16 protein-coding genes and 2 pseudogenes are annotated in these 24964 nt (G+C 67.7%); 6 read left to right on the top strand and 12 right to left on the bottom strand.

The annotated features are described in order from the left end of the window. Nucleotides 1-62: 62 nt before the first annotated feature. From WMF11_RS46620 to WMF11_RS46600, 5 genes are all read right to left on the bottom strand, one after another. Nucleotides 63-4379, bottom strand: coding sequence for a molybdopterin cofactor-binding domain-containing protein (locus WMF11_RS46620; RefSeq protein WP_437975338.1), 4317 nt, complete (start codon nt 4377-4379; stop codon nt 63-65). Nucleotides 4380-4393: 14 nt separating this feature from the next. Further along, on the bottom strand, nt 4394-5821 hold the full coding sequence (locus WMF11_RS46615) for a hypothetical protein (RefSeq protein WP_437975337.1): 1428 nt from the start codon (nt 5819-5821) through the stop codon (nt 4394-4396). 19 nt (nt 5822-5840) lie between these two features. Further along, entirely contained in the window at nt 5841-7667 is a 1827-nt protein-coding gene (locus WMF11_RS46610) for a hypothetical protein (RefSeq protein ID WP_437975336.1), read from the bottom strand. A gap of 259 nt (nt 7668-7926) precedes the next feature. Then, the gene (locus WMF11_RS46605) at nt 7927-8298 is read right to left on the bottom strand and encodes a hypothetical protein (protein WP_437975335.1); all 372 of its coding nucleotides are present in this window, start codon (nt 8296-8298) and stop codon (nt 7927-7929) included. Between the two features lie 305 nt (nt 8299-8603). Then, nucleotides 8604-8927 (bottom strand): hypothetical protein, encoded by a 324-nt coding sequence (locus WMF11_RS46600; protein ID WP_437975334.1) that lies wholly within the window; start codon nt 8925-8927, stop codon nt 8604-8606. Between the two features lie 279 nt (nt 8928-9206). Between WMF11_RS46600 and WMF11_RS46595 the strand changes: the two genes are divergently transcribed. After that, entirely contained in the window at nt 9207-9509 is a 303-nt protein-coding gene (locus tag WMF11_RS46595) for a hypothetical protein (RefSeq protein ID WP_437975333.1), read from the top strand. Between the two features lie 138 nt (nt 9510-9647). Here WMF11_RS46595 and WMF11_RS46590 read toward each other — a convergent pair whose 3' ends face one another. Next, complete coding sequence (locus WMF11_RS46590) at nt 9648-9920, bottom strand: hypothetical protein (protein WP_437975332.1); 273 nt, start codon at nt 9918-9920, stop codon at nt 9648-9650. A 422-nt stretch (nt 9921-10342) separates the two neighbouring features. On the opposite strand from WMF11_RS46590, the gene WMF11_RS46585 reads away from it, so the two are divergent. Then, nucleotides 10343-10675 carry a hypothetical protein gene (locus WMF11_RS46585; protein ID WP_437905511.1) on the top strand — a complete coding sequence of 111 codons (333 nt, stop codon included), beginning with the start codon at nt 10343-10345 and terminating at the stop codon, nt 10673-10675. 158 nt (nt 10676-10833) lie between these two features. Here WMF11_RS46585 and WMF11_RS46580 read toward each other — a convergent pair whose 3' ends face one another. Beyond that, nucleotides 10834-11340, bottom strand: coding sequence for an SgcJ/EcaC family oxidoreductase (locus WMF11_RS46580; RefSeq protein ID WP_437905510.1), 507 nt, complete (start codon nt 11338-11340; stop codon nt 10834-10836). 105 nt (nt 11341-11445) lie between these two features. Between WMF11_RS46580 and WMF11_RS46575 the strand changes: the two genes are divergently transcribed. The 3 genes and pseudogenes from WMF11_RS46575 to WMF11_RS46565 all read left to right on the top strand — a co-directional run bounded on the left by WMF11_RS46575 (nt 11446) and on the right by WMF11_RS46565 (nt 13507). Next, on the top strand, nt 11446-12027 hold the full coding sequence (locus WMF11_RS46575) for a MarR family winged helix-turn-helix transcriptional regulator (protein ID WP_437975331.1): 582 nt from the start codon (nt 11446-11448) through the stop codon (nt 12025-12027). Between the two features lie 1154 nt (nt 12028-13181). Beyond that, nucleotides 13182-13310: pseudogene (locus tag WMF11_RS46570) on the top strand (VF530 family DNA-binding protein); the annotation flags it as partial. Beyond that, nucleotides 13307-13507, top strand: a complete 201-nt coding sequence (locus WMF11_RS46565) for a hypothetical protein (RefSeq protein ID WP_437979430.1) — start codon at nt 13307-13309, stop codon at nt 13505-13507. The pseudogene WMF11_RS46570 and the gene WMF11_RS46565, both read left to right, overlap by 4 nt. A gap of 123 nt (nt 13508-13630) precedes the next feature. Here WMF11_RS46565 and WMF11_RS46560 read toward each other — a convergent pair. The 3 genes and pseudogenes from WMF11_RS46560 to WMF11_RS46550 all read right to left on the bottom strand — a co-directional run. Further along, nucleotides 13631-13786 (bottom strand): annotated as a pseudogene (locus tag WMF11_RS46560) (helix-turn-helix domain-containing protein); the annotation flags it as partial. A gap of 34 nt (nt 13787-13820) precedes the next feature. Next, nucleotides 13821-14957 carry a protein-glutamine glutaminase family protein gene (locus WMF11_RS46555; RefSeq protein WP_437975330.1) on the bottom strand — a complete coding sequence of 379 codons (1137 nt, stop codon included), beginning with the start codon at nt 14955-14957 and terminating at the stop codon, nt 13821-13823. A 110-nt stretch (nt 14958-15067) separates the two neighbouring features. Further along, the gene (locus WMF11_RS46550; protein ID WP_437975329.1) at nt 15068-16156 is read right to left on the bottom strand and encodes a LacI family DNA-binding transcriptional regulator; all 1089 of its coding nucleotides are present in this window, start codon (nt 16154-16156) and stop codon (nt 15068-15070) included. A 233-nt stretch (nt 16157-16389) separates the two neighbouring features. On the opposite strand from WMF11_RS46550, the gene WMF11_RS46545 reads away from it, so the two are divergent. Continuing rightward, entirely contained in the window at nt 16390-17934 is a 1545-nt protein-coding gene (locus tag WMF11_RS46545) for an L-fucose/L-arabinose isomerase family protein (RefSeq protein WP_437975328.1), read from the top strand. Nucleotides 17935-18033: 99 nt separating this feature from the next. On the opposite strand, the gene WMF11_RS46540 is transcribed toward WMF11_RS46545, so the two are convergent. Further along, nucleotides 18034-19368: a pectate lyase family protein gene (locus WMF11_RS46540; RefSeq protein WP_437975327.1), complete on the bottom strand. Its 1335-nt coding sequence runs from the start codon at nt 19366-19368 to the stop codon at nt 18034-18036. Nucleotides 19369-19653: 285 nt separating this feature from the next. Beyond that, the gene (locus WMF11_RS46535) at nt 19654-24933 is read right to left on the bottom strand and encodes a pentapeptide repeat-containing protein (RefSeq protein WP_437975326.1); all 5280 of its coding nucleotides are present in this window, start codon (nt 24931-24933) and stop codon (nt 19654-19656) included. Between the last annotated feature and the right edge of the window lie 31 nt (nt 24934-24964).

Genomic DNA, 24964 nt, shown 5'->3' with positions numbered 1-24964 from the left:
CAAGGGTCATCGTGGCGATGCTCGCGGCTCGAGGAGCGGGCCGCTACCGCGGCCCGCTCTGCTCAGAGGGTCAGATCCTCCTGGGTCACCAAGCACGCCTGCTGCACGCGCTGGACGGTGGCTGGCGCCTGGAGCTGGAACCACTCGTTATGCCCCCGATCCTGCCGCGCAGCCAGGATCGCGTGCTTGAGCGCGAAGAAGGCCGTGATCGCAAGCACCAGCGGGGGCTCGCCGACCTCCTTCGACGAGTAGAGGTCGTAGGGGCTCTCGGGGACTTCGGGCGCGGTGGAGCGCGGGAAGAGGTCGACGTTGAACTCGATGGGGATCGAGGTCGTCGCCGGCACCTTGTAGCGCCAGGTGTTGTCGGCGTTGAGCGCGCCTGCGTCGGGGCCGTCGGGCTGGAACAGCACATCCTCGCTCAGCACGTAGCCGAGCCCCTGCACGTAGGCGCCCTCCACCTGTCCAATGTCGATGGCCGGGTTGAGGCTATCGCCCATGTCGTAGAGCACGTCGGCGCGGAGCACCGTGGTCTCCCCGGTGAGCACGTCGATCTCCACCTCGGTGCAGGCGGCGCTGTAGGTGAACCCGGTGAAGTGATAAACGGCTTCGCTGCCTGCGTTCGGCTTGAAGATCAGACCGGTGTCGATCTCGGCCCCGCCCTTCTGCTTGAAGCGCGCCTGGGCCGAGAGGTTGAACTGGTCATTATGGGCTATGGCGACGACGCACTGCCAGATCGTCTTCTCGATCGTCTTGCCGTTCGTCGTGATTTGCACCACCTTGCGCCACCCATCTTGGTGGTTCCAGAAGTCGATGTGGTTCGTTTGGCACCACGCGAGGCCGTTCTCCTCGAGCTTCTTCATGCAGTACGCCTGGAGCCGGTCGCGCAGGTCGCGGCAGGCCTTCTTGGCGGCGGCCGCATTGAAGCCCGAGCCCGTCGAAGCCCCTGTGCCCACCGGGTTCGGCACCACCTGCGTGTCGGTGTCGCCGATTTCGATGAGCCCCATGGGAATGTTGAGCTCCTTGGCGACCACCTGGGCCACCTTCACCCGCAGCCCTTGGCCCATCTCCACCCCGCCCTGGCGCACGAGCACCGTGCCATCCTGGGCGTAGACCTCGACGAGCGCGCCCGCCTGCTCGAGCATCGGCGCGTTGTAGCCGCTCCCGTACTTCACGGGCATCATCGAGATGCCGCGCTTCTTCCAGCGGTTCTCGGCGTTGAACTTCTGCACGGCCGCGAGACGCTCGGCGAACTTCGAGTTCTGCTTGATGCGCTCCCACACGTGGCCCAGGTAGCAGTAATCGAGCACCTGCCCGACGGGGGTCATCCCTCCGAGCTGGTATAGGTTCTTCTCCCGCACGTCCTCCGGCAGCATCCCGATCGCGTGGGCGGCCTGCTCGATGGCGTCCTCTTGCACGAGCAGCGCCTGCACCGAGCCCATCGAGCGCATTGCGGTGTTGCTGGCCTTGTTCGTCTGGCAGACGTCCCCGCTGGTCTGGTAGTGGGGAATGTTATAGGCGCTGTCGGCCCGGAGCTGGAGACAATCCATCACGACGAACGAGCAATCGAGCGTGCTGCCGCCGTCGGTCCAGAAGTCCGTCTTCAGGCCCATCAGCCGGCCGCGCTGATCCGGGTCTCCCTCCCCGGTGGCGATCGCGACGGCGTATTCGCCCAGCAAGGGGTGCCGGTGGCCGATCATCGCGCTGTCATTCTCGCGGCGCATCGCCAGCTTCACGGGGCGTCGGTGCTTCCACGCCGCCACCGCCGTGATGCCGGCGACGTAGGGCGAGCGCGTCGTCTTGCCGCCGTAGCCACCGCCCACCCGCGCGATCTCGACTCCGACATGGTTCATGGCGAGCCCGAGCGCGCTGCGGACCCCGCTCTGCACCGAGTCGGGGCTCTGGGTGGACGAATGCACCACGATGCGGTTGCGCTCGCCGGGAATGGCCACGCACGCGTTCGTCTCCATGTAGAAATGGAGCTGCGCCCCGCTGCGCTCGCTGCCGTGGAACACCTTGCACTGGACGCCGTCGAGCACGGCGTCGTCGTGCACGACGCGGCTGCCGGAATCGTCGCCCGCGACCCAGTCGAGCTTGGTCCCGGGGCGCTGGATCTTCCAGACGTGCACGGGGTAGTGCTGGCTGTCCTGGTAGATCTTGCCCTGGCGCCGGGCCTCGTCGATGGTCAGCGTGGGCAGGACGGGCTTGCGGTCGTCGTCGACGACCGGCGCGTACCGGACCCAGCGGGTGGCGATCTCTTGCGCGATGTCGATGGCCTGCTCGGCGGTCTGCGCCAAAACCAGGCCGATGCATTGCCCGTACGAGGTCACAATGCCGTCGGCGAACAAGAGGTCGTTGCCGAAGCCCTGGGCGTTGGAGCCACCGGGGGGGATGTCGTCCTTGGTGACGTAATCCACGAAGCCCGGATAGCGGGTCGCCAGGTAGGCCGAAAGCTCGGCAGCGGTGGCGGTCACCAGCGAATCGCCGCTGGGGATCTGGTAGGAGATCTGGGCCAGCGCCTTCATGCTGGTCACCACCGCCGCCTCCAGGCCGCGGGCCGGCAGCGGGATGTCGTGCGTATAGCGCGCCTCGCCGGTGGCCTGCAGGAACGCGCCCAGCTTGATGTAGGGCTTGTTGACCGGGTACTCGTCCTTGTAGCGCTCGTACTTCTGCTTGCCCGTGCTCTCCGGCCTCTCCCTGCGCTTGCCCGCCGAGCGAACGTCCTTGGACACCTCGTGGTGGGCCACCTGCTCGGCCACGTAGACGAAGAACTGGTAGAAGTACCCCTCGGCGAGCGCCAGCTTGTACGCGTCGGTGAAGCCCTCGTCGGGCAGCGCCGCCATGCGGTCGTGGTGCAGGGTGAGCTGCTCCGAGACGTCTTGCCGCACGCAATCGATGGCCCCGGCCAAGGTCTCCGCATTCCACGGGCGGCCCTCCAGGAAGCCCTCGGCCCGCTTGGCGTGGAAAGCGAGCGGCCCGACCCCGCCAAACACGATCCGCGCGCCGGTGACGTTGCCCTGCTCGTCGAAGCCCGCGAGCATGCCTGCGTTGACGATCGAGTGCGCATTCTCGGGCCGCAGCGCCGTCTTGTAAGTCCGCACGAACACGCGCGGTGGTGTGGTGGGGATGCGGTAGCTCACGAGCACCCCCGTCGCGCGCAGCGCGGGCGAGCTCGCGTAGTGGTGGGCGAAGTCGAGGATGTCGTACTCGGTCGGGGCGCCCGCGCCCGTGCTGACCAGCACCTTGACGCCCAGGGAGCAGTAGGCCGTGAAGGCATCCGAGGGGAACGGCACGCCCTCGGTGACGTGCCGCGCCACCATCATGGTGTTCCCGCCCAGGCTGGCCGCATTGCGCACGATGCGGCCCGCGGTGCGCTGGACCATGGTATGCAGCGCCTCGTACCCCTCGCCCGCGGTGCCCGGCTCGACCTTTCCGCGTTGCGCGAGCAGAGCGTCGAGCATATCGAGCAAGTCGCTGTAGCAGACGGCCGACCCCACCACGATCTGCGCGGGCTCCACGTCCTTGCGCCGCAGCTCGGGCACGTGGGAGACGTCGACGAGGACGTGGGGATCCTCGGTGTACTTGTCGTAAACCCCGATCGAGGTGTTCCCCACCACCAGCTTGATGCTGCTCGGGTCGTAATGCTGCTGGATCTCGTGCACCTGGGCCAGGGTGACGGGGCGGTACCAGTCATAGACACCCTTGCGATAGTGGAGCGCGCGCGGGGGGGCCTCGAGCGAGCTGGGGAAGTCCGCGGGCACGGTATGGCAATGCGGCACCTCATCGGCGGGGTCGACGTCCGTGTGCAGGCAGCCCTGCTTGTCGGCGTCGCTCCAGTCGGAGGCAAAGTGCTTCATGCCGTAGAGGATCGGGCGGTAGCCGGTGCAGCGGCACAGGTTGCCGTCGAAGGCCTGCTCGACACGCAGCTTGGTCGGCCGCCCCTTGCCCAGGCTCGTCGCGGTCGCGAGCACGGAGTGCATGTTCATCACGAAGCCCGGCGTGCAGAAGCCGCATTGCGAGCCGTTTTCCTTGGCAATGCGGTACTGCACCGGGCTCAACGAGGTGGTCGTGGAGCCCGTGCCCTCGATCGTGGTCACCGCCTTGCCGTCGAGCGTGCAGATGGGGCGCATGCAAGCGTTGATCGAGCGGAACATCTTTTGCCCGGTCTGTGGGTCCAGCTCCGTGATCATCACCGTGCACGCGCCGCAGCCGCCCTGGCCGCACGCCTTCTTGGTCCCATGGAGGCCGACCTCGGGCGAGCGCAGCCAATCGACGAGCAGCGTGGTCGGGTCCACGTCCTTCAGCACCACCGGCTGGCCATTGAGGACGAATTGCAGGTCGGTGGCGAACCCTGCGTCGCTATCAGATCGCGATTGTGTCATGGTGGTCCTCGCGCTCAGCGCGCCGGTGGGCAGGTGGACTTGGGTACGACTTTCGGGTCGCTGTTCTTGAAGTAGGCGTACTGGGCGAAGGCCACCTGGAGCTGCAGCGAGGTGTCCAGCGGGATCGCTGCCGCGACATCGCCGCTGCTGCCAGGGAACGGGCTCGGATAGGCATAGTTAGCGAAATAACTCGCGTTCGTCGCGTTGTAGGTGTCGCATATCCCGTCGAATTTGAAGATCGGCGGTACGTTCTCGCCCGGCTTGATCTCCACCCCCGGCGCGGCCGCGTAGGCGCCCATGTGGCACGACGTGCAGCTCGAGTTGCTCTGGTCCACGTCGCCGGCGAGGCGCTTGAAGCAACCGTAGTGCTCGTGGATGTTGACGGGGGCCGCGACCGACTGGCTCAGCGGCTTGCTGTTGGCCAGGGGCACCGCGGGGAAGGTCTGGGGGTCGTTGCCCCACTGCACGCCGAGCGGCCGCATGCGATCCCAGATCGTGGCGCCGGGCAGGGTGCCGTCGTAGACGAGCGTGCTGTAGACCCAGCGCGTGGGCGAGCGCGTGTCGACGACCGCGAGGTCCATTTGCACGAGGTGGACCTCGCGCACCTCGCGCTCACACGTCGCGTAGGTGCGCGGCCCCGTCTGCTTGTGGCCGTTGGCTTGCCAGTTGGTGGAGCCCTTCATGTAGGGCACGTCCTTTTCGGTCGCCGTGGTATTGAGCAGCTTGACGACGACGGTGCCCTCCGGGAACGGCATGCCGCGAGCCAGGAGCCGCCCGTTCTCCTCGTAGGTGGCCGGCGCGCCGCTCTCGGGCCACTGCTGCCCGATCGACCACGCGCCGCAGGGATTGTAGTAGCCGATCGACCAGGTCTCGAAGAGCGGGTCGTCGCCGCCGCTCTTCCTGGCGCCCGGCAGGATGTGCTTGCCGCTGCCTCGCCCGATGAAGGCCGTTTCCGCGGTCGACAGCTCGTTGGTCAAGCCATGCACGAACTCGCGGCCCCGCTCGCCGTCGTAGGCCATCCAGGGGACGTTGAACCAGCGGGTTTGGCCGGACACCTGAATACGCCAGCCGGGGTCATCGGGGAGATTCGGCTCCTGGCCCTCTTTGACGTAATTGACGATGTCCTGCACGTAGCCCTGCCAATCCGCGTTCCACGTGGAGCTCTTGCCGCTGAAATCCACGTTGCGGCGCAGCCAGGGCGAGTCGCACGTGGGCTTTTCCTTCGGATAGTCGTGGCTCAGCTTGAACACGGGCCCCGACCAGCCCGCGGGGGGAGCCTTGACCGCGTCCCGGAAGGCGAGCGACCTTGCCGTGGCGAGCTCCTCGGGCTCGCCCTTTCCGTCGATGACTTTGGGGCCGGCTTGATTCCCATTCCCACAGGCGCCGAGGGATACCCCCGCCGCGATGGTGAGGAGCACGGACGCGAAAGCGTAATTTTTCATCGGAAGAGCTCCTCGGTGATCAGCGTCGCCTTTGCCAGCGGGCGGCGAAGTCGTCGAATCCGTTTTGATTACCCGGTCCGCGAGGGTACTCGGGCTTGGCGCTGAAGCCCTTGGCGATCCCGTCGAGCGCGAAGCTGAACCCGCCACCTTCCTTCTGGGCCTGGCCGTGGCAACCCATGCAGCCGCCCATGAGGTAGTTCGTGCCGTTGACGGAGAGGTTCGGCCCCACCTGAGGCGTGTCGCCGCCGTACGCATAGTCGGTGATGGTGCCGTCGGCCGGGTCATTCGAGCTGTTCGGATCCGGGTTGCCCGCGAAGCCGCCGGAGAAATGCTGCAAGACCTGGCTGGTCTCGAGGACCATGTTGGCCATGTAGTAGGTCGCGGGCTCGACACCACCGCCACCTGTGTACTCCGCCATGGCCTCCTTCGTGGCGGGGACATGCTGGACGTTCACGAGCTTGTAGTACCTGAGGACGCTCTTGGGGGAGCCATTCTGTTCGGCGTAGCTGTCCAAGGCTTGGTGCGCCGCGTCGTTCGCTCGGATGATGGTCTGGGGGATCGGGGACAGCCGCGCGCGGACGCACACCTTGGCCTGGGGGATGTTCTTATTTTTGGGGTTGTTCTCGTAGTAGAGGCTCGAGCCGGGCGTGCAGACGTCGGAGGCCGCCGTGATTTTCTGGCGCGACGCCTTGTTCCAGCCGGTGGCGGGAACGGAGGTGATCGCGGGGTAACGGGCAGGCTGGCCCTGGCTCGTGATGCGGCCGCTGTCGTCCTCGACCCGTTGCCCGTCCTGGGTGAGGATGTTGTCGGCGGCCTCGAAGGAGGCATAGATGAACTGCGGCGCCGAATTGGTCTTCTGGATGATGTGGAGCGCGACCAGCGTGTAATAGTTGACCGCGTAGCAGTAGTTCGACCCGTTCAGCTTGTACCGGCGCAAGGGCCTGACCAGGTGGGTCTGCTCGTCCCCCGGGACCGCGCGGCGCCAAGCCGACTTGGTGAGAATGGTATTGAGGGGGAGGCTGACCAGGTCCGTGCTCCCCGCCTCGGGGTCTTTCTTGTTGTCCTGCACGTACTGCTTGGTCTTCGTCTCGATATCACTTGGAATGCCCGTGAACCAGCCGGTTTGCTGCACGTACTTGACGTAAATGGGATTGGCCTTCACCATGAACACGATCTGGGACGCCGCGGGGTCGTTCGGGTCGACCTTCGCCGCCTCGACGACGCCCGCGAACATGGAGTTCTGCCCGATCTGGGTGGCCTCGTCCGCGTTGAGGAAGAGCGCGCCCTCGGTGTCCTTGAGGTTCTGGGGGTCCCCGCCGTCGCACAAGGGAATCGTGCCATCCCCCCCCACCTTCGTCGAATCGTAGATGTATTGCGGCTTATCGTCGTAGTTGTACGGCTTCACGCCGTCCTTGTTGCCCCCACCCGGGAAGACCTCGATTTTGTGGCGGTAGGTCATCCACGTGGGCGTGGTGCCATTCTTGTCGTTGATGGCGTCGAGCCGGGCATTGGCATCGAGCTGTCCGCGCGTACCTGACGTGAAGGTTTGCTTCACCGCGGGCCAGTTGAGCGAGATGAACTCCTGCCAGGCGAAGGTGGCAGCCTGGTTGAGGTCCGCGCCTGCAGCGACATCCGTGGGCGGCGCGCAGGCCGCGACGTTGATGTACGAGGGCTGGGTCTCGCAGGAGTCTTTCCTCTCCGGGCGCGGCGCCTGGACCGCCGCGGAGGTCGATGCCGCCGGGCGCTGCGTCTCGGCTCCTTTACACGACATCGCGAAGAACGCCCCCGCACCCACCAATACGTGTCCTGAAATATGCCAACCATGCATGAGTCTGTTTCGGTTCATTGTAATCTCGTCGTGCGCGTGTCGGATGATCCGCGTCTTGGTGAGCTCTTCGCAGGAGGCATGCCAAGCCCCTGCGCTAAACCGGCGGAGGCCTCGTGTAGCGCATCCCACGAAACCGAGCCCCATCTCGGTAGGGATGGTCGCGTCCCAGCGCCAATCGTGGTCCTGTTTACTGTATCACCGCTGTGCCAGAGGTGTATCATGTACAGTCGAGATCCGAGCCCCCCGCGGCGGGGGCCCGGCGATGCATCTGCGCGCTTCAGCCGCCCCAGAACACGAAGACAGAGACGGCGTAAGCGCTCGCGACTCCTGGCAGGACCCCGGCGTCTCCACCCCACTGGATGCCATTGGGGAGCCGGGGATTAGTATTATCGATAAAGCCACCGTATCCGTTCTTGCTGATTGTCCAGGCGAAAATGTAGGCGTTTTGCCCCAGAGCCTGGTCGAGCAGATTGATGATCCCGAAGTAGAACGCATTCGTGTCCGATGCCTCTGTCGCTGCTCGATACAAGATCCAGTAGAGATCATCTCCCGCAAACGCACCGGATCTCCCCGCTGCGACGACTTGCTCGAGCGTCCTGGTCTTGACCGCTTCCGTGATGGAGGCTTGGGCTTTCATCGGAGTATTCATGATGACTCTCCTTGCGACGCGCGTCGCGTTCTGTCGTCTAGCAAAGCAACAACGATGCCTGCCGCCCTTCTACGGTTCGGCGCGGCTTTTTCTGAGAAGACCCTTCCAAGCGGATTCAGCCGTCGGACGAGGGGAGCGGCGTGGTGCCGTAACGGTGCATCTCACCTCGGACACGGTGAACGACAGGCTCGGCCGGAGGGCGGGGTCCCTTTCGCCGGGAGCGCATCCGCCTCAGGAGATGGCTCTGGCGCCGTCGCGGGAGGCGCTTCGGCTGTATCGTCGCCGCGCAGGCGAGAAGGGCGCCTTCATCCGGGAGCGCTGCCCCACGCCACGAAGCAATAGACGCCGTAATTGCTCACGGACCCTGGCAGACTCCCGGTATCTCCCGACCAGGAGGCGCTGCTATCGAGCCTGGGGTTTCTCTTGTAGAGCACTCCGTTTTGCCCCCCCTGGCTGACGGCGAGGGTGAGAATGTAGGCGCCTGACCCCAGTTTCTGGTCGAGGAGACTCGTGACGTTGTTGTTGAACCCGTCCAAACTACTCGACTCTTGCGCGGCTCGATACAGCAAGTAGTAGAGATCGTCGTTCGAAAGCAAAACAGTTCCCGGGGTATTCTTGTCGGATCCCATGATGACGCTCCTTGCGACCTGTATCGCGTTCTGTGGTCCCACAGGAGCAACAGTCATGCCAGCATCCATGCCTACGGCTCGATGCGGCTTCGTGGAGGGTAGCTCAATCCTTCCGAGCGGATTCGGCCGCCTCGCCTGACGCCAGCTGCGGACGGGCGAGCAAGGTCGCGCCGACAGTAGCAGGCCGCATGGCTGAGGCTTCCGGGTTGGCAGGCGTCTCCGGGAGCCTGCGTCTTTGGGAGAGGCGGCGCTTCCTCAAGGGACGCAGCCTCTGAGCGGGTGCCGACGCTCGATCACGTAAAGGCGACGTTCGCGGCGTTCTACCCGAACTGCCGCGGCGTCTTCGGGCTCCACGACGAGGATCAGGGCCTCCTCGACGCCATCGCCGGCGTCACGTACGACGTCCTCGGCTGGTATGCCGACCCCACGCAGGACTGCATCGCGACGTTCCTCGGCAGCTACGCCACGCCGCCGGAGCAGGTCCTCGCCGATTTCGCGGAGCGCGTAGGTAAAAGAAGCCGGATCGCAGCGCGAGGCAGTGGTGCGCAGCAAGCCGAAAGGGTGGGACCGCGAGCGTCGTGATGGCTCGGTCCTGGGCCGAAAGAGCGTGGTCCGGGCGGCGCCGAGCGCGCTACGGGGCGCATCGACGTGCCGTGGGCCCATGTGTCCGTCCGGGCGTTGGTCTGGCCCGGGAGGCGCGTCGCGAGACGCTATGCGGCGTCACCGGGCGCCTTGCGGCGCAGAACGGTGCTCTTCCAGTACGGCGGCCGCCGCGTCGGCGCTGGGAGAGCGAGCTGGGACGTCGGTCGGCTCGCCGAGCGCGGAGAGGAAGCGGGCGATGTTCCTTGGCTCGGTCACCATGGCGACGAGCTTCATCCGCCCCTTGCAAGCTGGGCACTCGAGGACATCGATCGCAAATGTGCGGCGCAAGATCTCGGCGCGGTTTGTCGACCGCTCGATAGCCGCCACGCTTGCGTTTCGGAGCGGCGTCATCGTCCGCCTTCGTAGGCTCTTGTGGCTTCGCAGGGCGCGGTCCGATGCGCTTGCGCGCCAACGTGGGCGACTTGCCTAGGCGAGCACGCCAGCGTACTTGACGGTGTGAAAGCGCGGCGGCGGGACGCTGGCCGCGAGGCGGCACAGGAGCGAGACCGCGCCGCACGCGCCTCGGCGCGCGGCGCCACCGGCAGCCCGAGCAGCCGTCCGATCGCCTCGTGAACGACCCGGGCCGCCACGTCATCCCCGAGGGCGACGGCGCGGCATAGGGTGCTGGCGAGCGAGGCGACCACCGCAGCCCGACGCGACGGATCGCTCACGGCGAGCTCCCCAAGCCCGGGGCTTGGCCGCTGGGCCCGGGTTGGGTCCACGCCCTCCGAACGGGTGCGATCCGTCGTCACGCCCTCCGGAAATCCCCGGGGATGCGACGGATCGCGACGGTTCGTGCCCACGGAATCGTCCCGCCAGAAAAAACGGCCGATGACGAGCGGTCGCTGGAAACAGTAGCTATTCCCATAGCCTCCGCCTGTGTCGCCGCCGAGGGCGGCTCGGGTGTGGCCAACGCGTCGCCCTCCGTCGCCGCGTCGTCAAAGGGCGAAGTAGGCCTGATACGCGTCGGTCGCTTCGGAAACGACGGTGTGAACGCCTGGGCGATGTTGGGCATGGCCTGCGCGGTGGCCTGCGGCGTCATGACCTGGTTCGACAATCCCATGTTGTTCAGGGGCGGACCGCAGAAGTCGCACGGTGCCTTGTAGCTCCCCGAGGTCGGGCCGCCCTTTTCATGGGTACGACGGCGACGACCTCCTGTTGGATCCGGTTCAACATGGTCGCGTCGCCGGGGTTCGGCTGCTTCGCGAGCCAATTGCGATGATCGGTGAGCGCCGCCGGGGCCGAGAGCGGCCGCTCCGGGCGCTCAGGCCGCGAGGGCCGCGGGGTGGCGACGTCGCCAGAAGGCGAGGCGAACGCGCAGCACGGCCGCGAAGAGGCGCATGGACAGGCTGTCGGACGGGGGCAGGGGCCGCACCCGCGTGTTCTGAAACGCCGCCACCCGCCAGCGCCCGTCGTCGCCGTCGCCCCGCACCACCACCGTCATCTGCCGCGACCGCCGGCTTGCGGGCGCCGTCTTCTGCCAGGGCCACAGCAGCGCGCCGGTGCTGACGACCACGGCCGCGTTGGGACTGAGGAAGCGCACGCTCTCGATCTCGGAGACCAGGCGGGTGCCGGCGAGCACGCCGGCGAAGAGCTCCTCGTGCACCCGGCGGTTCGCCTCGCGGCCGCGCAGCCACGAGCCGTCGAACGTCACGTAGTCGGAGTCTGGCGTGTAAAACGCGTCGACGGCGCTCGCGCCCTCGCGCGCCCACGCCTCGCTCAGGGCCTTGAACATGCGCCGGATGGCCGCCTCGTCGGTCAAACGATCCATGGAAGCTCTCCTTGTTGGTAACTATGTTAGTAAGTAAGATAATAAGGCAGGCTTGTCAAGCCGGCGGCGGCTCGGGTAGAGTGCGGGCGGTCGAGGCGAGAGGCGATGGCCGCGAAACGGACAAGCGCGAAGGCGGTGAGCGAGCTGGTCGACACCCTGGGCGACCGGCTGGGCCGCGAGCTGAGCACGCAGTCGGTGCTCTTTCACCAGGCGATCGCCGAGCGGCTGGGGCTGAAGGGCACCGACCACAAGTACCTCGACGTCATCCAGCGCGCGGCGGAGGCGGGCCCGGTCACGCCGGGCGACCTGGTGCAGCTCACGGGGCTGACCTCGGGAGGGGTGACGGGGGTGCTCGACCGGCTCGAGGCGGCTGGGTTCGTGCGCCGCGTGAAGCACCCGAGCGACCGGCGGCAGCTGGTGATCGAGCCGGTGCCCGAGCGCTACGCCGAGCTCGGCGCGCTCTTCGCAGGGTTCCGCGAGCGCTGGACGGCGCTCTGCGCGCGCTACTCGCTCGCCGAGCTGCGGCTCATCTGCGACTTCTTCGAGCAGGCGATCGCGCTGATGGCCGAGGAGATCGCCCGGATGCAGCGCCCGGGCGGGCCCGAAGCTGCCCTGGCGAGCGCCGCGCCTGCCGTCGGTGCACCGACCGCCAAGGGCACCAGGGCGCGCCCGCGCCGCACCTCCTGAAGAGCGTCCCAAAGCGGAGCGCCCCTCCGCCGCCGCCCACGCTGCCGTGCAGGCACCGCGCGCAGCGCGGATCCAGGCCGCCGCAGGCGCCCGCGCAGCGGGGCGAAGCACCGGGAGGCGCGCGAGCACGGTGCCACGCTCGCCAGGCGACGGCGGAGCTTCTCCGACCTGTCCGGTTGCGCGGCCACGATCGGCAGGTGCGGGAACCAGCAGGGTCGACCTTGCGGACGCCACATTCCTATGATGCCTAGCCCCAACTTCACGTCGAGCACCGCGCAGCGCAGGCCGACATGGCCAGAATGATCGGGTCTCGCTGTCAGGCGCAAGAACCGCCACGGGTCGCGGTCGCTGCGAGGTACGTAGGTCGCGGCGCTCTCCTACTCGCTGCTCGAGGGTGCCAAACTCGTAGACCTCGATTCCGCCGCGTATCTCAAGCGCGCTGTCGAGGCGGCCTTCGCTGTCAAAGAGATCCGTTGCCGCACGAGTTCGCAGCAGCAAGCCGAGGACGGGGGCCGCGCGCTGACGCGGGACCGATGGGGCAAGGATGCCGCACCGGGGCCGCGCGTCCACGCCGCCGGCCGGTTCGGTCTCGGCGCCGCGCCCCCAACAACTGCGCGACGGCGGCGTCATGACGGGGCACGGCGGGGAGTTAGAGACCACCAAACGTTTGTCGCCCTTCGTCAGCCTGAGATAGTGCGGGCCGGATCCCGGGCCGAGCTCTTCGACGTCGAGCACGGCCGGATGTTCCGGATCTTCGAGCCGGCTGCTCCCGCTCGTCGAGCTCGACCTGTCGCGCTGACGCGCCGCCGCTCGCGCTGGCCGAGCCTCCACGATATCGGCCACGTGAATCGATCTCCGGATCCTGTGAGTCCTCGTACTGAATGTTCGGTCGGCCCGGGGCTTGGTCTCCGTGAACACGGAGAGCAGGCGTCGGAGACGCAGCGACCCAAGGGCTCAGCTCGTTCACTCGATCGGGCGCGAACAGCTGTCCTGTGCCACCTCGGCCGCGATCTCCGACAGTGCCGGCCAAGGCCAAGACAGTTCGGTTTCCGCGGATCTCCGCACCTGTCCTATCCGGGCGCCTCCTCAATGCGGCTTGCTACCGTCGGCGCGACCTATCTCTCCCCTCCGGTGCTGGCACCAGGCCGAGCATGATCAACATTCGCTGCTTCAGGTACGATCCCAGCATCAAATCGAGCCTGCAGTTCCTGCGACGGACCCCGTGGGCCCGGCCGCAGGTGGAGGCTCTCTACCTGCGGGACAAAGCCAAGCCCACCCCGTGACCGGCCCGCTCGATCGCACGCCGAGGACCGGGAGCCGGCGCGGGATCGATCTCGTGGGCGCGAGCTGCTTCATCACCGGCATCCAGCCCGCGGTCGCGCGGTTGCTCGCCGGCAGCGATCTCGGCCGGGTACGGCATTTCAACACGCTCGCCGACGGCCTCGCGCGCGCCCTGCGGGACCTCGGCGAGAGCGCCTGACGCCCCCACGGCGCAGCGCCCCGGCCCGGCGCCAGGCTCGGCTCCCTTCCGCTCCCGAGCGGCTTCGTGCCCCCGATCCGGCGAGCTTTGCCATGGCTGCCGAGGCCGCTTTTTGCCGAACCTGAGCAAGCGCACGCCGAGCCGCTCCTCCAGCCGCGCGAGGCGGCGGCTGATGGTGGCGCGAGGAACGCCGAGCTCGGCAGCGGCGCGGGACAGGGATCCGGCCTCCACGGTCTTCGAGAAGGCGAGGAGCTCGGAGGTCTCGAGGGGTTCGTCCATTTGGGCCCGAGCAGCACGCGCCTGGCCATCCGGGTCACTGAATACGAAGGCTCGCCTGACTCTCGAGCTCTCCGTTTGCCACCGTCACCTGGTAGTCGCCGGGCGGATACTCCTGGGTGATCAGGATCCTGCGGATGTTGCAGGCGTCGATGGGCGCGAGCTCGTCGATGCCGTTTCCGGTGATGCGCACGGTCGTCCAGCCTTCGACGAAGTTATCCCCGATGATGTAGAGGGGATACCAGACGAAGCTGTCGAACTGGTCCGACGCAAAGCGCCGGATGGTCGGCGGGAGGCCCGGATCGGGCGTGGGCTCCGGCTCGGCGCAGGGGCCCCACGGCGGACATTCGCCGAGGACCCGGTACGGATCGCGCCCGAGGATCTCCTGAACTCGCCATTCGGTCAGGAGCCGGTTGTACATGCTGCCATAGGGGTTCAGGTTGGGCGGCGGCGGCTCCAGGGGCACAGCGTCGAAGCACCCCTCCCCCAGGGCGTGGTCGCGGCACAACGCGACGTCGATGTCGTCGACGACGCTGAATTGAGAGAGCCACTCCGCGATCGGGAGGGGCCGCGACGGATCGATGGCGACATCCAGGATCATGAGCTGCCCACCGACCCGTACCACGGGCGCGACGTGGCCGGACCACGTCACGCTTCCGGACGGCTCATTGACTGTCTGGAAGACCAGCTGCTTGCGCGGCTTTGCCTTGACCCTGGCGAAGTAGGGCGTCGGATAGCCCCATTGCTGGAAGAAGTAGATCGCCGCCTCGGCCCGCTCCTCGCAGCCGTTGTCGGCCGCGAGCCAGGGGAGCCGCCGCAGAAACTCGGGTTGCTCCGGCATGGCGAGCAGCCGGCTGTCGCGGATCGCAGCGAACCCGGAGCTCAGCTGCTCCTCGGTCCACGTGGGAACGCAATCGGCTGCCAGGCTCCCGGGCGGGCCCTTGAGCTCATCGAACGATCGCGGACCGTCGGGCAGCTGGCAGGCCGCGCCCGCGCTGCCTCCGGGGGATCCTTCGTCACCCGGCGAGCCCGTGCCGGACGACGTGGAGTCGACGGCGTCCTCCAGCAGCGCTCCCGTGTCGGACCGCTCGATGTCAGGAGCCTGATCGGAATGGGCGCCCTCGTCGCCTCCACAGGCCGAGGCGGCCAGGGCCGCCGACGCGACACACAACACTCTTGCAAGAGAAAAATAGGACTGGCGCATGAATCTAATAATCTCCGCAGATGCTACGGTTCGCCCCCACAAAACCTTCCCGCCAGAAAACCGATCGATGTGGTGGGCGGCTAGGAGCGGTCGCCTCGCCGCGCGCGAGCTCGCCTCTCGCTGCGCGGCACGTCCGATGTTCGCGCGGTGAGGCGAGGGGGGAGCAGGACCTCTCGCGCGACCTTGGCGCCCGCCAGCATGTCAAGGAGCAGCCGCACCGCTTCGCGTCCTATCCCGCCGACGTCCTGATCGACGGTCGCGACGGGATAGCGCAGGAGATCGGCCATCAGGATGTCGTCGAATCCGACGACGTCGATCTCGTCGGGCACGGAGAGGCCGGCGGCGCGGATGGCCCGCAGGGTCCCCACAGTGCTCCAGAAATTTGCCGCGTAGACGGCCAGAGGTCCACGCAGCCGCTGGAGAAGCTCGACCATGCGCGTCTCGGCCGCTTCCGGGGTGGCCTCCTTCAACTCCTCGATGGCCGCCGCCTTGGCGCCGCTCCGCGTGAGCTCCGCCTGGAACCCGTCGAGACGATGTCGGTAGGTGGCGATGTCGAGCGGACCGCCGATGTAGACGAGCGACCGATCCTTGCGCCTGAGAAGGTGGCGGAGCGCCAGCACCGAGCCGGCGGCGTGATCGGTGCGCACGCACGCCACATCGAGGTCCGGGACCGCCCGGTCGATCTGCACGAAGGGAAGTCCCTGCTTCTGCGCCGCGATGAGATCGCCATCGCCTCCGGAAACCGGGGACACGATGAGCCCATCCACCCGCGACTCGTGCACGAGCTGCAACGCGCGACGCTGGCGCCCCGCGTTGCCGGCCAGGTGGCTCACCACGAGCGCGTAACCGTGGAGCTCGGCCTCGCGCTCGGCGCCGACGGCTATCCCGGCCCAGAACGGGTTCGCCAGGTCCTCGACGGCGAGCGAGATCGCGTACGATTTTTGCTCCCGGAACGCCTGGGCCATGGCGTTGGTCCGGTAACCCAGCTTCTGGGCCAGCGCCCAGACCCGCTCCACCGTGGCGGCGCTGATGCGAAACTTCGCATGCTTGCCCGTCAGGACGTGAGACACCGTGGTCTGGGACAGCCCCAGCTGTTCGGCGATGTCCTTCATGCGGACCGGACGCAGGCCGGGCACGTGCGGCGGGTCGGGGTCGGGGGGATCGTTCAAGCGCGCGCTCCGTTCAGCTAATTCGGATTAGCAGTTGACGGTAGCACGCACAGGCATAGTATTGAAGCGCAATACGCGGTCGGTGGCTGCGGTCCCTCGCGCACGAGGGGGCCATGGCAGCGATCTTCTACAGATCCGCCAGATGGCGCCGACGCGACGACGACCTTGACGTTCCGGCGGGCTGGAGCGGCAGGGCCCTGCTTGCTCAAGCCCGTCTGCTCCAGGAGAAGGCAATGGCACAGAGTGAACCGGTGATCTTGGGCTTCATGGGCAACCGCGGCTTCTTTCCGACGGCGTTCGCGGAGGAGGGAGCGAAAGCCACCCAGTCGGCCGTGGGCCATGTGCTCGGCCAGCGCGTGCGCTATGTCGATCTCGGCAACGTCGAGACCTACGCCGACGCGCGCGCGGCCGCGGGCGTCGCCCAGCAGTACCGGCGCTCTCCCGACGGCGGCGGGGCCATCGGCGTCATCTGCTCGATGTACAATTTCTCCGATGAGAACGGCATTCGAGACTTTCTGCGGCTGGCCGATCTCGATGTGCCGGTGCTGCTGCACACCGAGCCTGACGTGCGCGGCCTGGGACGCATGGGACAGAAGGGCCGGCGGGACGGGGCGTGCGGGCGCTTTTCGGCCGCCAACGCGCTCCGCCACATCGGCTACCCGTACACCCTCACGTCCAGGCATTGCGAAGCGGTGAGCTCGGCGGCCTTCGCGGACGATCTCCACGCCTTCTACGCGAGCTGCGTCCTGGCATCGAAGTTCCGTCGCCGGGGCCGCGGCGTGCGCCTCGGGCTGGTGGGCTCGGGGCCCGACGCGTTCCAGACGGTCACCAACGTTTCTACCGAGCTCCTGGGGCACATGGGCCTGAGCACGGTCGGTCTGGAGCTCATCGCGCTCGATCGACAGATGCGCAAGGTCTCGCCGCGCGAGCTATCCGCTCAGCTGGAAGCCGTCTCCGGCTACATGGCGGCGGGTGACGTTCCGCGCGCCTCGCTGGAGGCGATCGCCCGGATGGGCGTCGTCTTCGATCGCTTCGTGAAAGAGAATGACCTCGACGGCATCGCGGTGCGCTGCTGGACGGAGATGCAGAAGTACCAGATCGGCGGAGAGGTGGGCGTGATGCCCTGCACCTGCATGAGCATGCTCTCGGACAAGCTCATCCCCGCCGCGTGCGAGACCGACATCGCGGGCTGGATGGGGATGTACATGCTGCAGTGTGCTTCCGGGCTCGTTCCGCTGCTGGGCGACTGGAACAACATGTACGATGACGAGCGCGAGGAGGTGGATCTCTTCCACTGCGGCGTCTGGGCCAAGAGCGTGATGCGCCCCGGCGCCCGCATCACCCGCCAGGAGATCCTGGCCACCCAGGCCGACATCGGCGCGGAGAACACCTGGGGCGCGGTCGACGGCGAGCTCAAGGCGGGCACCTGCGCCTTTTTGAGACCTTGCACCAACGCGCGCGAAGGCAGCGTGTTCCTCTACGGCGGGGTGGGCCGGGTCAGCGAAGAAGGCATCGACACCTTCGGCACGCGCGGCCGCATCCAGATCCCGCGCATCCAGGAGCTCTTTCGCTATTTGACGCAGCCCGAGCGGGCGGTGGAGCACCACACCGCCCTCGTGGTCGGGACGCAGAAGAACATCGAGCTGACGATGAAGGCGATCCGAGACGCGGTGCCCTACATCAACGCCCAGGCAGGCCTCGGCCGCGGGGGACAAGCGCTGGTCGATTTCTACGAGCACAGCCAGGTGGGCGAGCTCCAGGCGCGCGCCTCGGGGTAGAAAAACAAACGCCGGGGGGGGGTGTCAGCAGAATTCAGATCCGCCAGGTGGAGCCGGGCCACGGCGCCGTTCTCCGCGCTGGGCTACAAGTTGTGCCGCTCAGCGCTTTCCCACGCCGGCCGACGCGGGCACGACCGTCTTGACGTCGTTCGTGTCGCTCGTCAGCGCAGAGGAGTACGAGTACGGGATGTCCGCCGTGCAACTGGCGGGATAGGCGCGCGACGTGCGGCTCACCTCGACGTTCGAGATGCGCTCCGCCTTCCCGGGTGAATCGGACGGCGTGTAGATCGAGTAGTGGAGGGCTTCGTAGTAGTTCCGCTCGACGCGCACGCAGGTATTGGCGCGGATCTCCGTCGCGTCCTTCGCGCCGACGATGTAATTGTTGAAGAAGTGCCCCACGGCGCCGCGGTACATCGGAACGCGGAGCAACACGTTCTTGTAGTGGTTGTGGTGCATCGTCACCTTGCGATCGTCGTGGAGATCGTCGTCCGCGGCGCCCACCAGGCCGCCCTTGTGATGATCGTGCAGGTACGTCCACGAGATGGTGATGAAGCCCGTCTGGCCCTTGATGTCGATCAGGCCATCGTACCTGTCCTTGTCGGTCTGAACGCTCGGGTCCTCGGAGTAGACCTCGCAGTGGTCGATCCAGATGTTCTTGCTGGTGCCCGAGATCGAGATGACGTCGCCCCCGTTCACGCTCGCGGGCGTGGTCGTCCCCACCAGGGTCGCGCGCAGGTTCTGCAGGATGACGTTGCTCTGGCTCGAGACGTCGATGCCCACGCCGTCGAGGAAGGCATCCTTGCCGATGCCGACGATCGACTTGTTCGACTTGACGCGGATCTGACCTCCGCCCGATCCGTTCGTGATGCGGCCTTGAACGAGGATGACGTAGGGTTGGCTGGCCTCGGCGTAGCTCTTCAGTGCGGCGTAGCTGTCGACCGTGACCGTCTCGCCGGCCTGGCCGCCGGTGGTACCGCCGTTCAGCGTGGCGAAGCCGATCGGCTCCCCCACGACACCGCCGGCGCTGCCCGGAGAGCCACCCGTACCCGAGCCGCCGGTCGCTCCGCCGCTGCCGGTGGCTCCGCCGCTGCCGGCAGCACCACCGGTCGCTTCGCCGCCGCCGCTCGACGTGCCACCCGTGGAGGGCCCGCCACCGCTCGGCGCTCCCCCGGTCGCTTCACCGCCGCTCCCGGCGCCTCCGGCAGCGGAGCCGCCCGTCGTGGCGCCCCCGGAGTTGCTCGCGCCGCCGGAGCTGGTCGTACCGCCAGCAGCCCACCCGCCGCCCGTCGCGGCGCTGCCGCCTGAACCCGCGTCGTGGCCGTTGTCGCCGCCCTCGCCGTCGGAGCAGGCGACCAGAATGCCCAGACCGAGGAAGATCGGGACGGTTCGAGGGATCCGAGGTGCGCGGTGAGCAGGGCGGGAAGGAAGCGTCATGGTGAACGTTCGGTTGCCCGAGCGACCGGAGACCCGTCATCTAAATTCATGCCCCTTCGGTGACGCCCGGGCGCGCTCGCTCCCGCCCAGTGCGCGGGAAATGCTCGAGGAGAAGCTGGTCCGCTGAGTCGCGGCGAGCTGCGGGAGCAGCCGGTCGCGATGAGCGGGGCTTCCCTCCGGACAGCACGCGCACACTTCGAGCATTCGCACGACAGCTGCCGCGTGCTCCGAGGGGACGGCCGACTCGTTGCAAGACGGCTTGACGTGGGCTCGAGCGCGGTCAGCCTACGCGATGCCGTTCCCGGGCAGCGTTCCGGCGGGCGGGAGCGCGATGAGGGGCTCGTCGTCGAGAAGGCGGAGGGGGTTCGGCAGGTAGGGATCGAGCTCGCCGAGCTCGAAGCGGCAGAGGCCGATCACGTGCCAGAAGGAACCTGCAATGTCCCCTCCGAACCTGTAGCGGCCGTCGGGGGTGAAGGCAGCCCAGCCCTCAGGGCAGGACAGGAGGACGGCGAGGCAGCAGCCGGAGGCCACGTGCCAGAGGCGGAGGGTGCCATCGGCGGAGGAAGAGGCGAGGAGTGTACCGTCAGGGCTGAAGACGACGCGCGTCACGAAGGCCTTGTGACCCATGAGAACGTGGAGAGCTCGACCGCTTCGGACTTCCCATAACATCACCGTGTTATCATCCGACCCCGAAGCCAGCGTCTGGCCATCGGGGCTGAACGCCACGCTAATCACGGCATCGCCACAGTCTGCGAAGCTCCGGAGAACGCGCCCGTTTTCGACCTCCCACAACCGCACGGTCTTGTCACATGACCCTGAGGCGAGCATCCGGCCGTCGGGGCTGAATGCCACAGCCGTCACTGCATTTTTATGGCCCTCGAAGATGTGGCATACTTGCTGGCTTTCCACGTCCCACAACCTCACCGTGTTATCACCCGACCCCGAAGCCAGCGTTCGGCCGTCGGGGCTGAACGCTATGCTCAACACGGGGTTGCCATGCCCCTTAAATACTCGGATGGCTAGCCGGCGTTCCACGTCCCACAACCTCACGGTCTTGTCACCTGACCCCGAAGCCAACGTTCGGCCGTCGGGGCTGAACGCCACGCTCGTCACCCAATTGCCATGTCCCTCCAAGGCGAAGAGCGATCCACCACTTTCGACCTCCCACAACCTCACCTTCTCGTCATCCGACCCCGAAGCCAGCATTCGACCATCTGGGCTGAACGCCACGCTCCTCACCCAATCTCGATGTCCCACGAACGTGCGGAGGGTTCGCCCGCTTTCGACCTCCCACAATCTCACCGTCGCCTCACCCGCCCCTGAGGCCAGCATTCGACCATCCGGGCTGAACGCCACGGTCCCTACCCAGTCGCGATGACCCACGAGCGTACGGCGAACTCGCCCGCGTTCAACATCCCACAACATCCCCGTCCTATCCTCCGAACCCGAGGCCAACGTGCGGCCGTCGGGGCTGAACGCAACACTCCTCACCCTGGCGCCATGCCCCTCCAAGATGCGGAGTTGTCGTCCGCTTTCGACGTCCCAGAGCCTCACCGTCGCGTCACCCAACCCCGAGGCGAGCACTCTGCCATCCGGACTAAACGCTATGCTCAGCACAAACATTCCATAGCGCTCAAAGACGTGGAGGGGTCGCGCGCTTTCGACGTCCCAGAGCCTCACTGTCGCATCACCGGCCCCCGAGGCCAGCATCCGACCATTGGCGCCGAACGCTACGCTCCTCACCGCTTCGCCGTGGCCCTTGAAGACGCGAAGGACTTGCCCGTTTTTGGCCTCCCACAATCTCACGGTCTTATCCCCCGACCCCGAGGCCAGCGTTCTGCCGTCAGGGCTGAATACTATGCTGTTTACCCGGTCGCGATGGCCCTCGAAGGTGCGGAGGATTCGCCCCTTATCGATCTCCCACAACCTTACGGTTTTATCATCCGAGCCCGAGGCCAGCGTTTGACCATCAGGACTGAACGCCACACTCATCACCGCGCTGCGATGGCCCTCGAGTCCGCGGAGGGACTGCCCGTCTTCGCTCCTCCACAACCTTACGGTTTTATCATCCGAGCCCGAGGCCAGCGTTCGACCATCAGGACTGAACGCTACGCTGTTTACTGCGCCAAGGTGTCGCCCAGACATCACCCGGATAGCTTGCCCCGACACCGCGTCCCAGAGCCCGACCGAGCCGTCTTCATGGCCAGTCGCGAGGAGATCTGCCATCGGATTCCAAGCAACCGTATTGCATGTTTTCGCCGGCATCCACATCAGCTCGATCCTGGAAGGCCGAGGTGATGCCGCCCCCTCCGCCGCAAGCGGCGCGACGGCCACCACCCCCCGGGCACCGACCAGCTTGGCGCCGCGTAGCATCGCGCCCGCGAGATCCGCGCCGGTTAAGTCCGCACCGACGAGGCGAGCGAACGATAGGTCCGCGCCACGAAGATCGGCGTCTATGAGCGAGGCGCCGCGCAGATCCGCCCGTCCGAGCCGCGCGGAGGCCAGCGTGGCGCCGGCGAGCCTGGCTTCGACCAACGTGGCGTTGGTGAGATTGGCTCTCGCGAGGTTGGCCCTTCGAAGATCGGTGCGGTTGAGGTTCTGCCCGCTCAGGTCCTGGCCTGCTAGGTACACGCCCTCTACCACCTCAATCTCGTCCTCCCCGACGACCGCCGCCTCCTCCTCGCCCCGCTCCAGCCAGCGCACGATCCGCAGCCCGTTGTCCTTCGCGTGGCCCTCGGCCGTCCCGTAAAGCGCCCACGCGGCCCACGCCGCCGCCTCGTCGCGCCCGGCGAGCGATACGAAGAAGTCCACCATCAGCTCGCTCATCTCGTCGGCCGCGAGCGCCGCGCTGTCCCCTGCCCACGTCACCTCCCGCGCCGCCGCCTCGGCCACGAGCCACTCGAGCACCGAGCGGTGAACGAATGAGAACGCCCCCTCCGCGTCCCGCACGAGCAGCGATCCCGAGCCGATCAGGAACTCGACCATCGCCCGCTCCAGCGGCGGCCCGTCCTTCGGCTGCACGCCCTTCACGAGGCTCTCCGGCAGCTCGGCGATTCCGACCGCACGCGCCCGCCGGTGCCACAGGAGCCGCGCGAGCTCGGTCATCGCCCCCCGGAGCGCCTCGCGCGAGATCCCACGCGGCGCCCCCGGCGGGTTTGCGCGCCGGTGCTCGTGGTCGAGCCACTGATCCACGAGCAGCTCGTACAGCTTGGCCGCGGTGATCTCCCCCGTCCCCTCCTTGGCCTCGAGGAGCTTCTTCTCCTCGATCTTCGCGATGAGCCCGAGCATGCGCGGGTTCTCGGAGAGCCCGAGCAGGTCCTTGACCTCGTGGAGCAGCCGGTAGCGCGCCTCGGCCTCCGCGGGCTCGGGGATCAGGTTGCTCAGAAACCGCCGGATCTGCGGCTCCCCGAACCCCTGCAGCTGCACGAGCCGGTAGCCCTGCACCTGCTCCGCCCGCCGGGCGAGCTCCTGCTTGATCTGCCGGTCATCGAGGAAGTGCTGCGTCCGGCTGGTCACCACCACCTTTGCGATCCCCTCGGCCGCCTGCACCACCGTCTCGAAGTGATCGAGCACCCGGTCGTATGTCAGCCGCAGGGCGAGCTCGTCGAAGCCGTCGAAGAGCAGCGCGATCCGCCCCTCGGCCAGCATGTAGCTGAAGGCGCGCGGGTCGATCGGCTCGTCCGCGAGCGCGAAGTGCTGCGCCACGAGCACGCTCAGCGAGCGCTGCTTCTCGAGCTGGCTCATCTCGATGAGCACCGGCACGAGCGGGTGCTTCTCTCTCGCCATCCGCCGCGCGAGCTCATGCAAGAGGAACGTCTTGCCCGCGCCGAAGTCGCCTAGCACAAGCACGAAGCGTCGGCGGGGCGCGTCGAGCAGCTCCCACAGCGACGCAAGCGCACTCTCTGTGGCGCTCTTCTCGCGGTCGCCGAGGCTCACCACCGCCGGCTGCTCCACGTAGAGCCACGGCGGGTAGATCGGGTCCGCTTCGAGCCGGTCCGTCTGTCGTTCGAGGTACCGGCCGAAATCGATGAGCCCCTGGTATTCGGAGAAGCTCTTCAGCACGACGCCGCGGCGCCACGCGCGCTGGACGAGCTCCGGCGGCGCCTGCGGGCCCGTGTGGATCAGCGTCGATCTGAGCAGCGGATCCTGCTCCCGGAACGGGCGCTCCACCTCGGTCACGTAGCGCGCGACCAGCTCGTCCGTGATCGACTGGTCGAGCGCGCCGATCACCCGCAGGTCGACGAGCGCTCCGTCCCGCGCCGCCACCTCGAGCACGCCCGCGAACGGCGGCGGCGTCCGGTGCCTCGTGACGGTCGCGCCGGGCGCGCGCAGCAGCGCCACGCGCTCGATCCGCTGGAGGAAGCCGTCGTGCCGCTCCTCGAACGCGCGCTCGCCGCGCTCACCGTCCCCCGAGGTGCAATCCACCTCTCCGTCCGGCGCGCTCCGCCCCGGCAGCTCGCGCTCCGGCCGCGGCGCCGGCTCGACGTGCTTCTGCAGGAACGCGAGCAGCACCGCCGCCGAGGCGCGACACGCGAACGCGCGGAAGCTGTCGTCCTTGGCGAGGTCGGCGTGATCGCTCACCGCCTTCACGAAGATCGATCGCTTCTGGCAGCGGCCCGCGAGGTCGCCGATCGCCGCGCCCTCCATCTCCAGGCCCAGCGTGCCCCGCACCATGCGCTGGAGGTCGCCCCAGACGCCCGGGTCCTGCACCACCGCCGTGAGCGTGGCGACGGCCCCGACATGCACGCTGAGCGGCGGATCGGCCGGCGGACCGTCCGGGTGGAGCAACCGCTCCTCCAGCGCCTTCTCCCGCCCTGCCTCGGTGAGGCGCAGCGCGCCGCCCTTCGTCGCGGCGAACCCGTCTTTCACGGCCTCCTTGAGCCGCGCCGTCCACCCCGGGCAGGCGCGCCTCCGGTCGGGGTGCGACACCGGCGGCGGCCCGCCCTCCGCCTCGTGCGCGCGGAGGGCGTCGAGGAGCCACCGCTGCTGGGCCTCCCGGGAGGGCGGGCGCTCGCGGGAGAGCGCCGCGAGGTCGAGCTCGCGCGCGAGGAAGGCGGCGTCCATCTTCCACGTGGCCGCGAGATCGAAGGTGCGCAGGTCGTGGAGGAGCTCCGCCTCCTTGCCCGGCGGCGCGACGCGTTTGCCCTCGTCGAAGCTGTAGAGCCGGTCGGCCACGATCACGTCGCCGAGCGCCACCTTGCGGGGGTCGCCCGCGCAGATGCCGCACATCGCGAGGCACGCAGGATCGAGCTCGGAGACGAGCTGCTGCCCCCGGATCGCCGCCGTGCGCTGGCCCGCCTCGCCGATCCACGCCGCGGCCACCGCGAGCGATCCGCCACGGGCGCTCGAAAAGGCGCGCCGGTAGTAGCGGAAGCCGCCGAGGTCCCGCAGCTCGCGCCACCCCGCAGCGCCGCCATCGCCCTGCGCGAGCACCCCCTCGAGCTCGTCCTGGAGCGCCACGACCACGAGCACGTCGATCGGCCCGACGTCGACCTCCGCGCCTGCGTCCGCGCCTCCCCGGCCCTCGTCCCGCGCCTCCGCCACGTCGTGCTGGGCATTCGCCACGCAAGGCATGGTGCAGCCAGAGCGAGAGGCA

Origin of the sequence: Sorangium sp. So ce295 (assembly GCF_051527405.1) — a bacterium.
Classification (GTDB): Bacteria; Myxococcota_A; Polyangia; order Polyangiales; family Polyangiaceae; genus Sorangium; species Sorangium cellulosum_B.
Note: the sequence above shows the minus strand (reverse complement) of the source record. Positions and strands in the feature narration are given on the sequence as shown.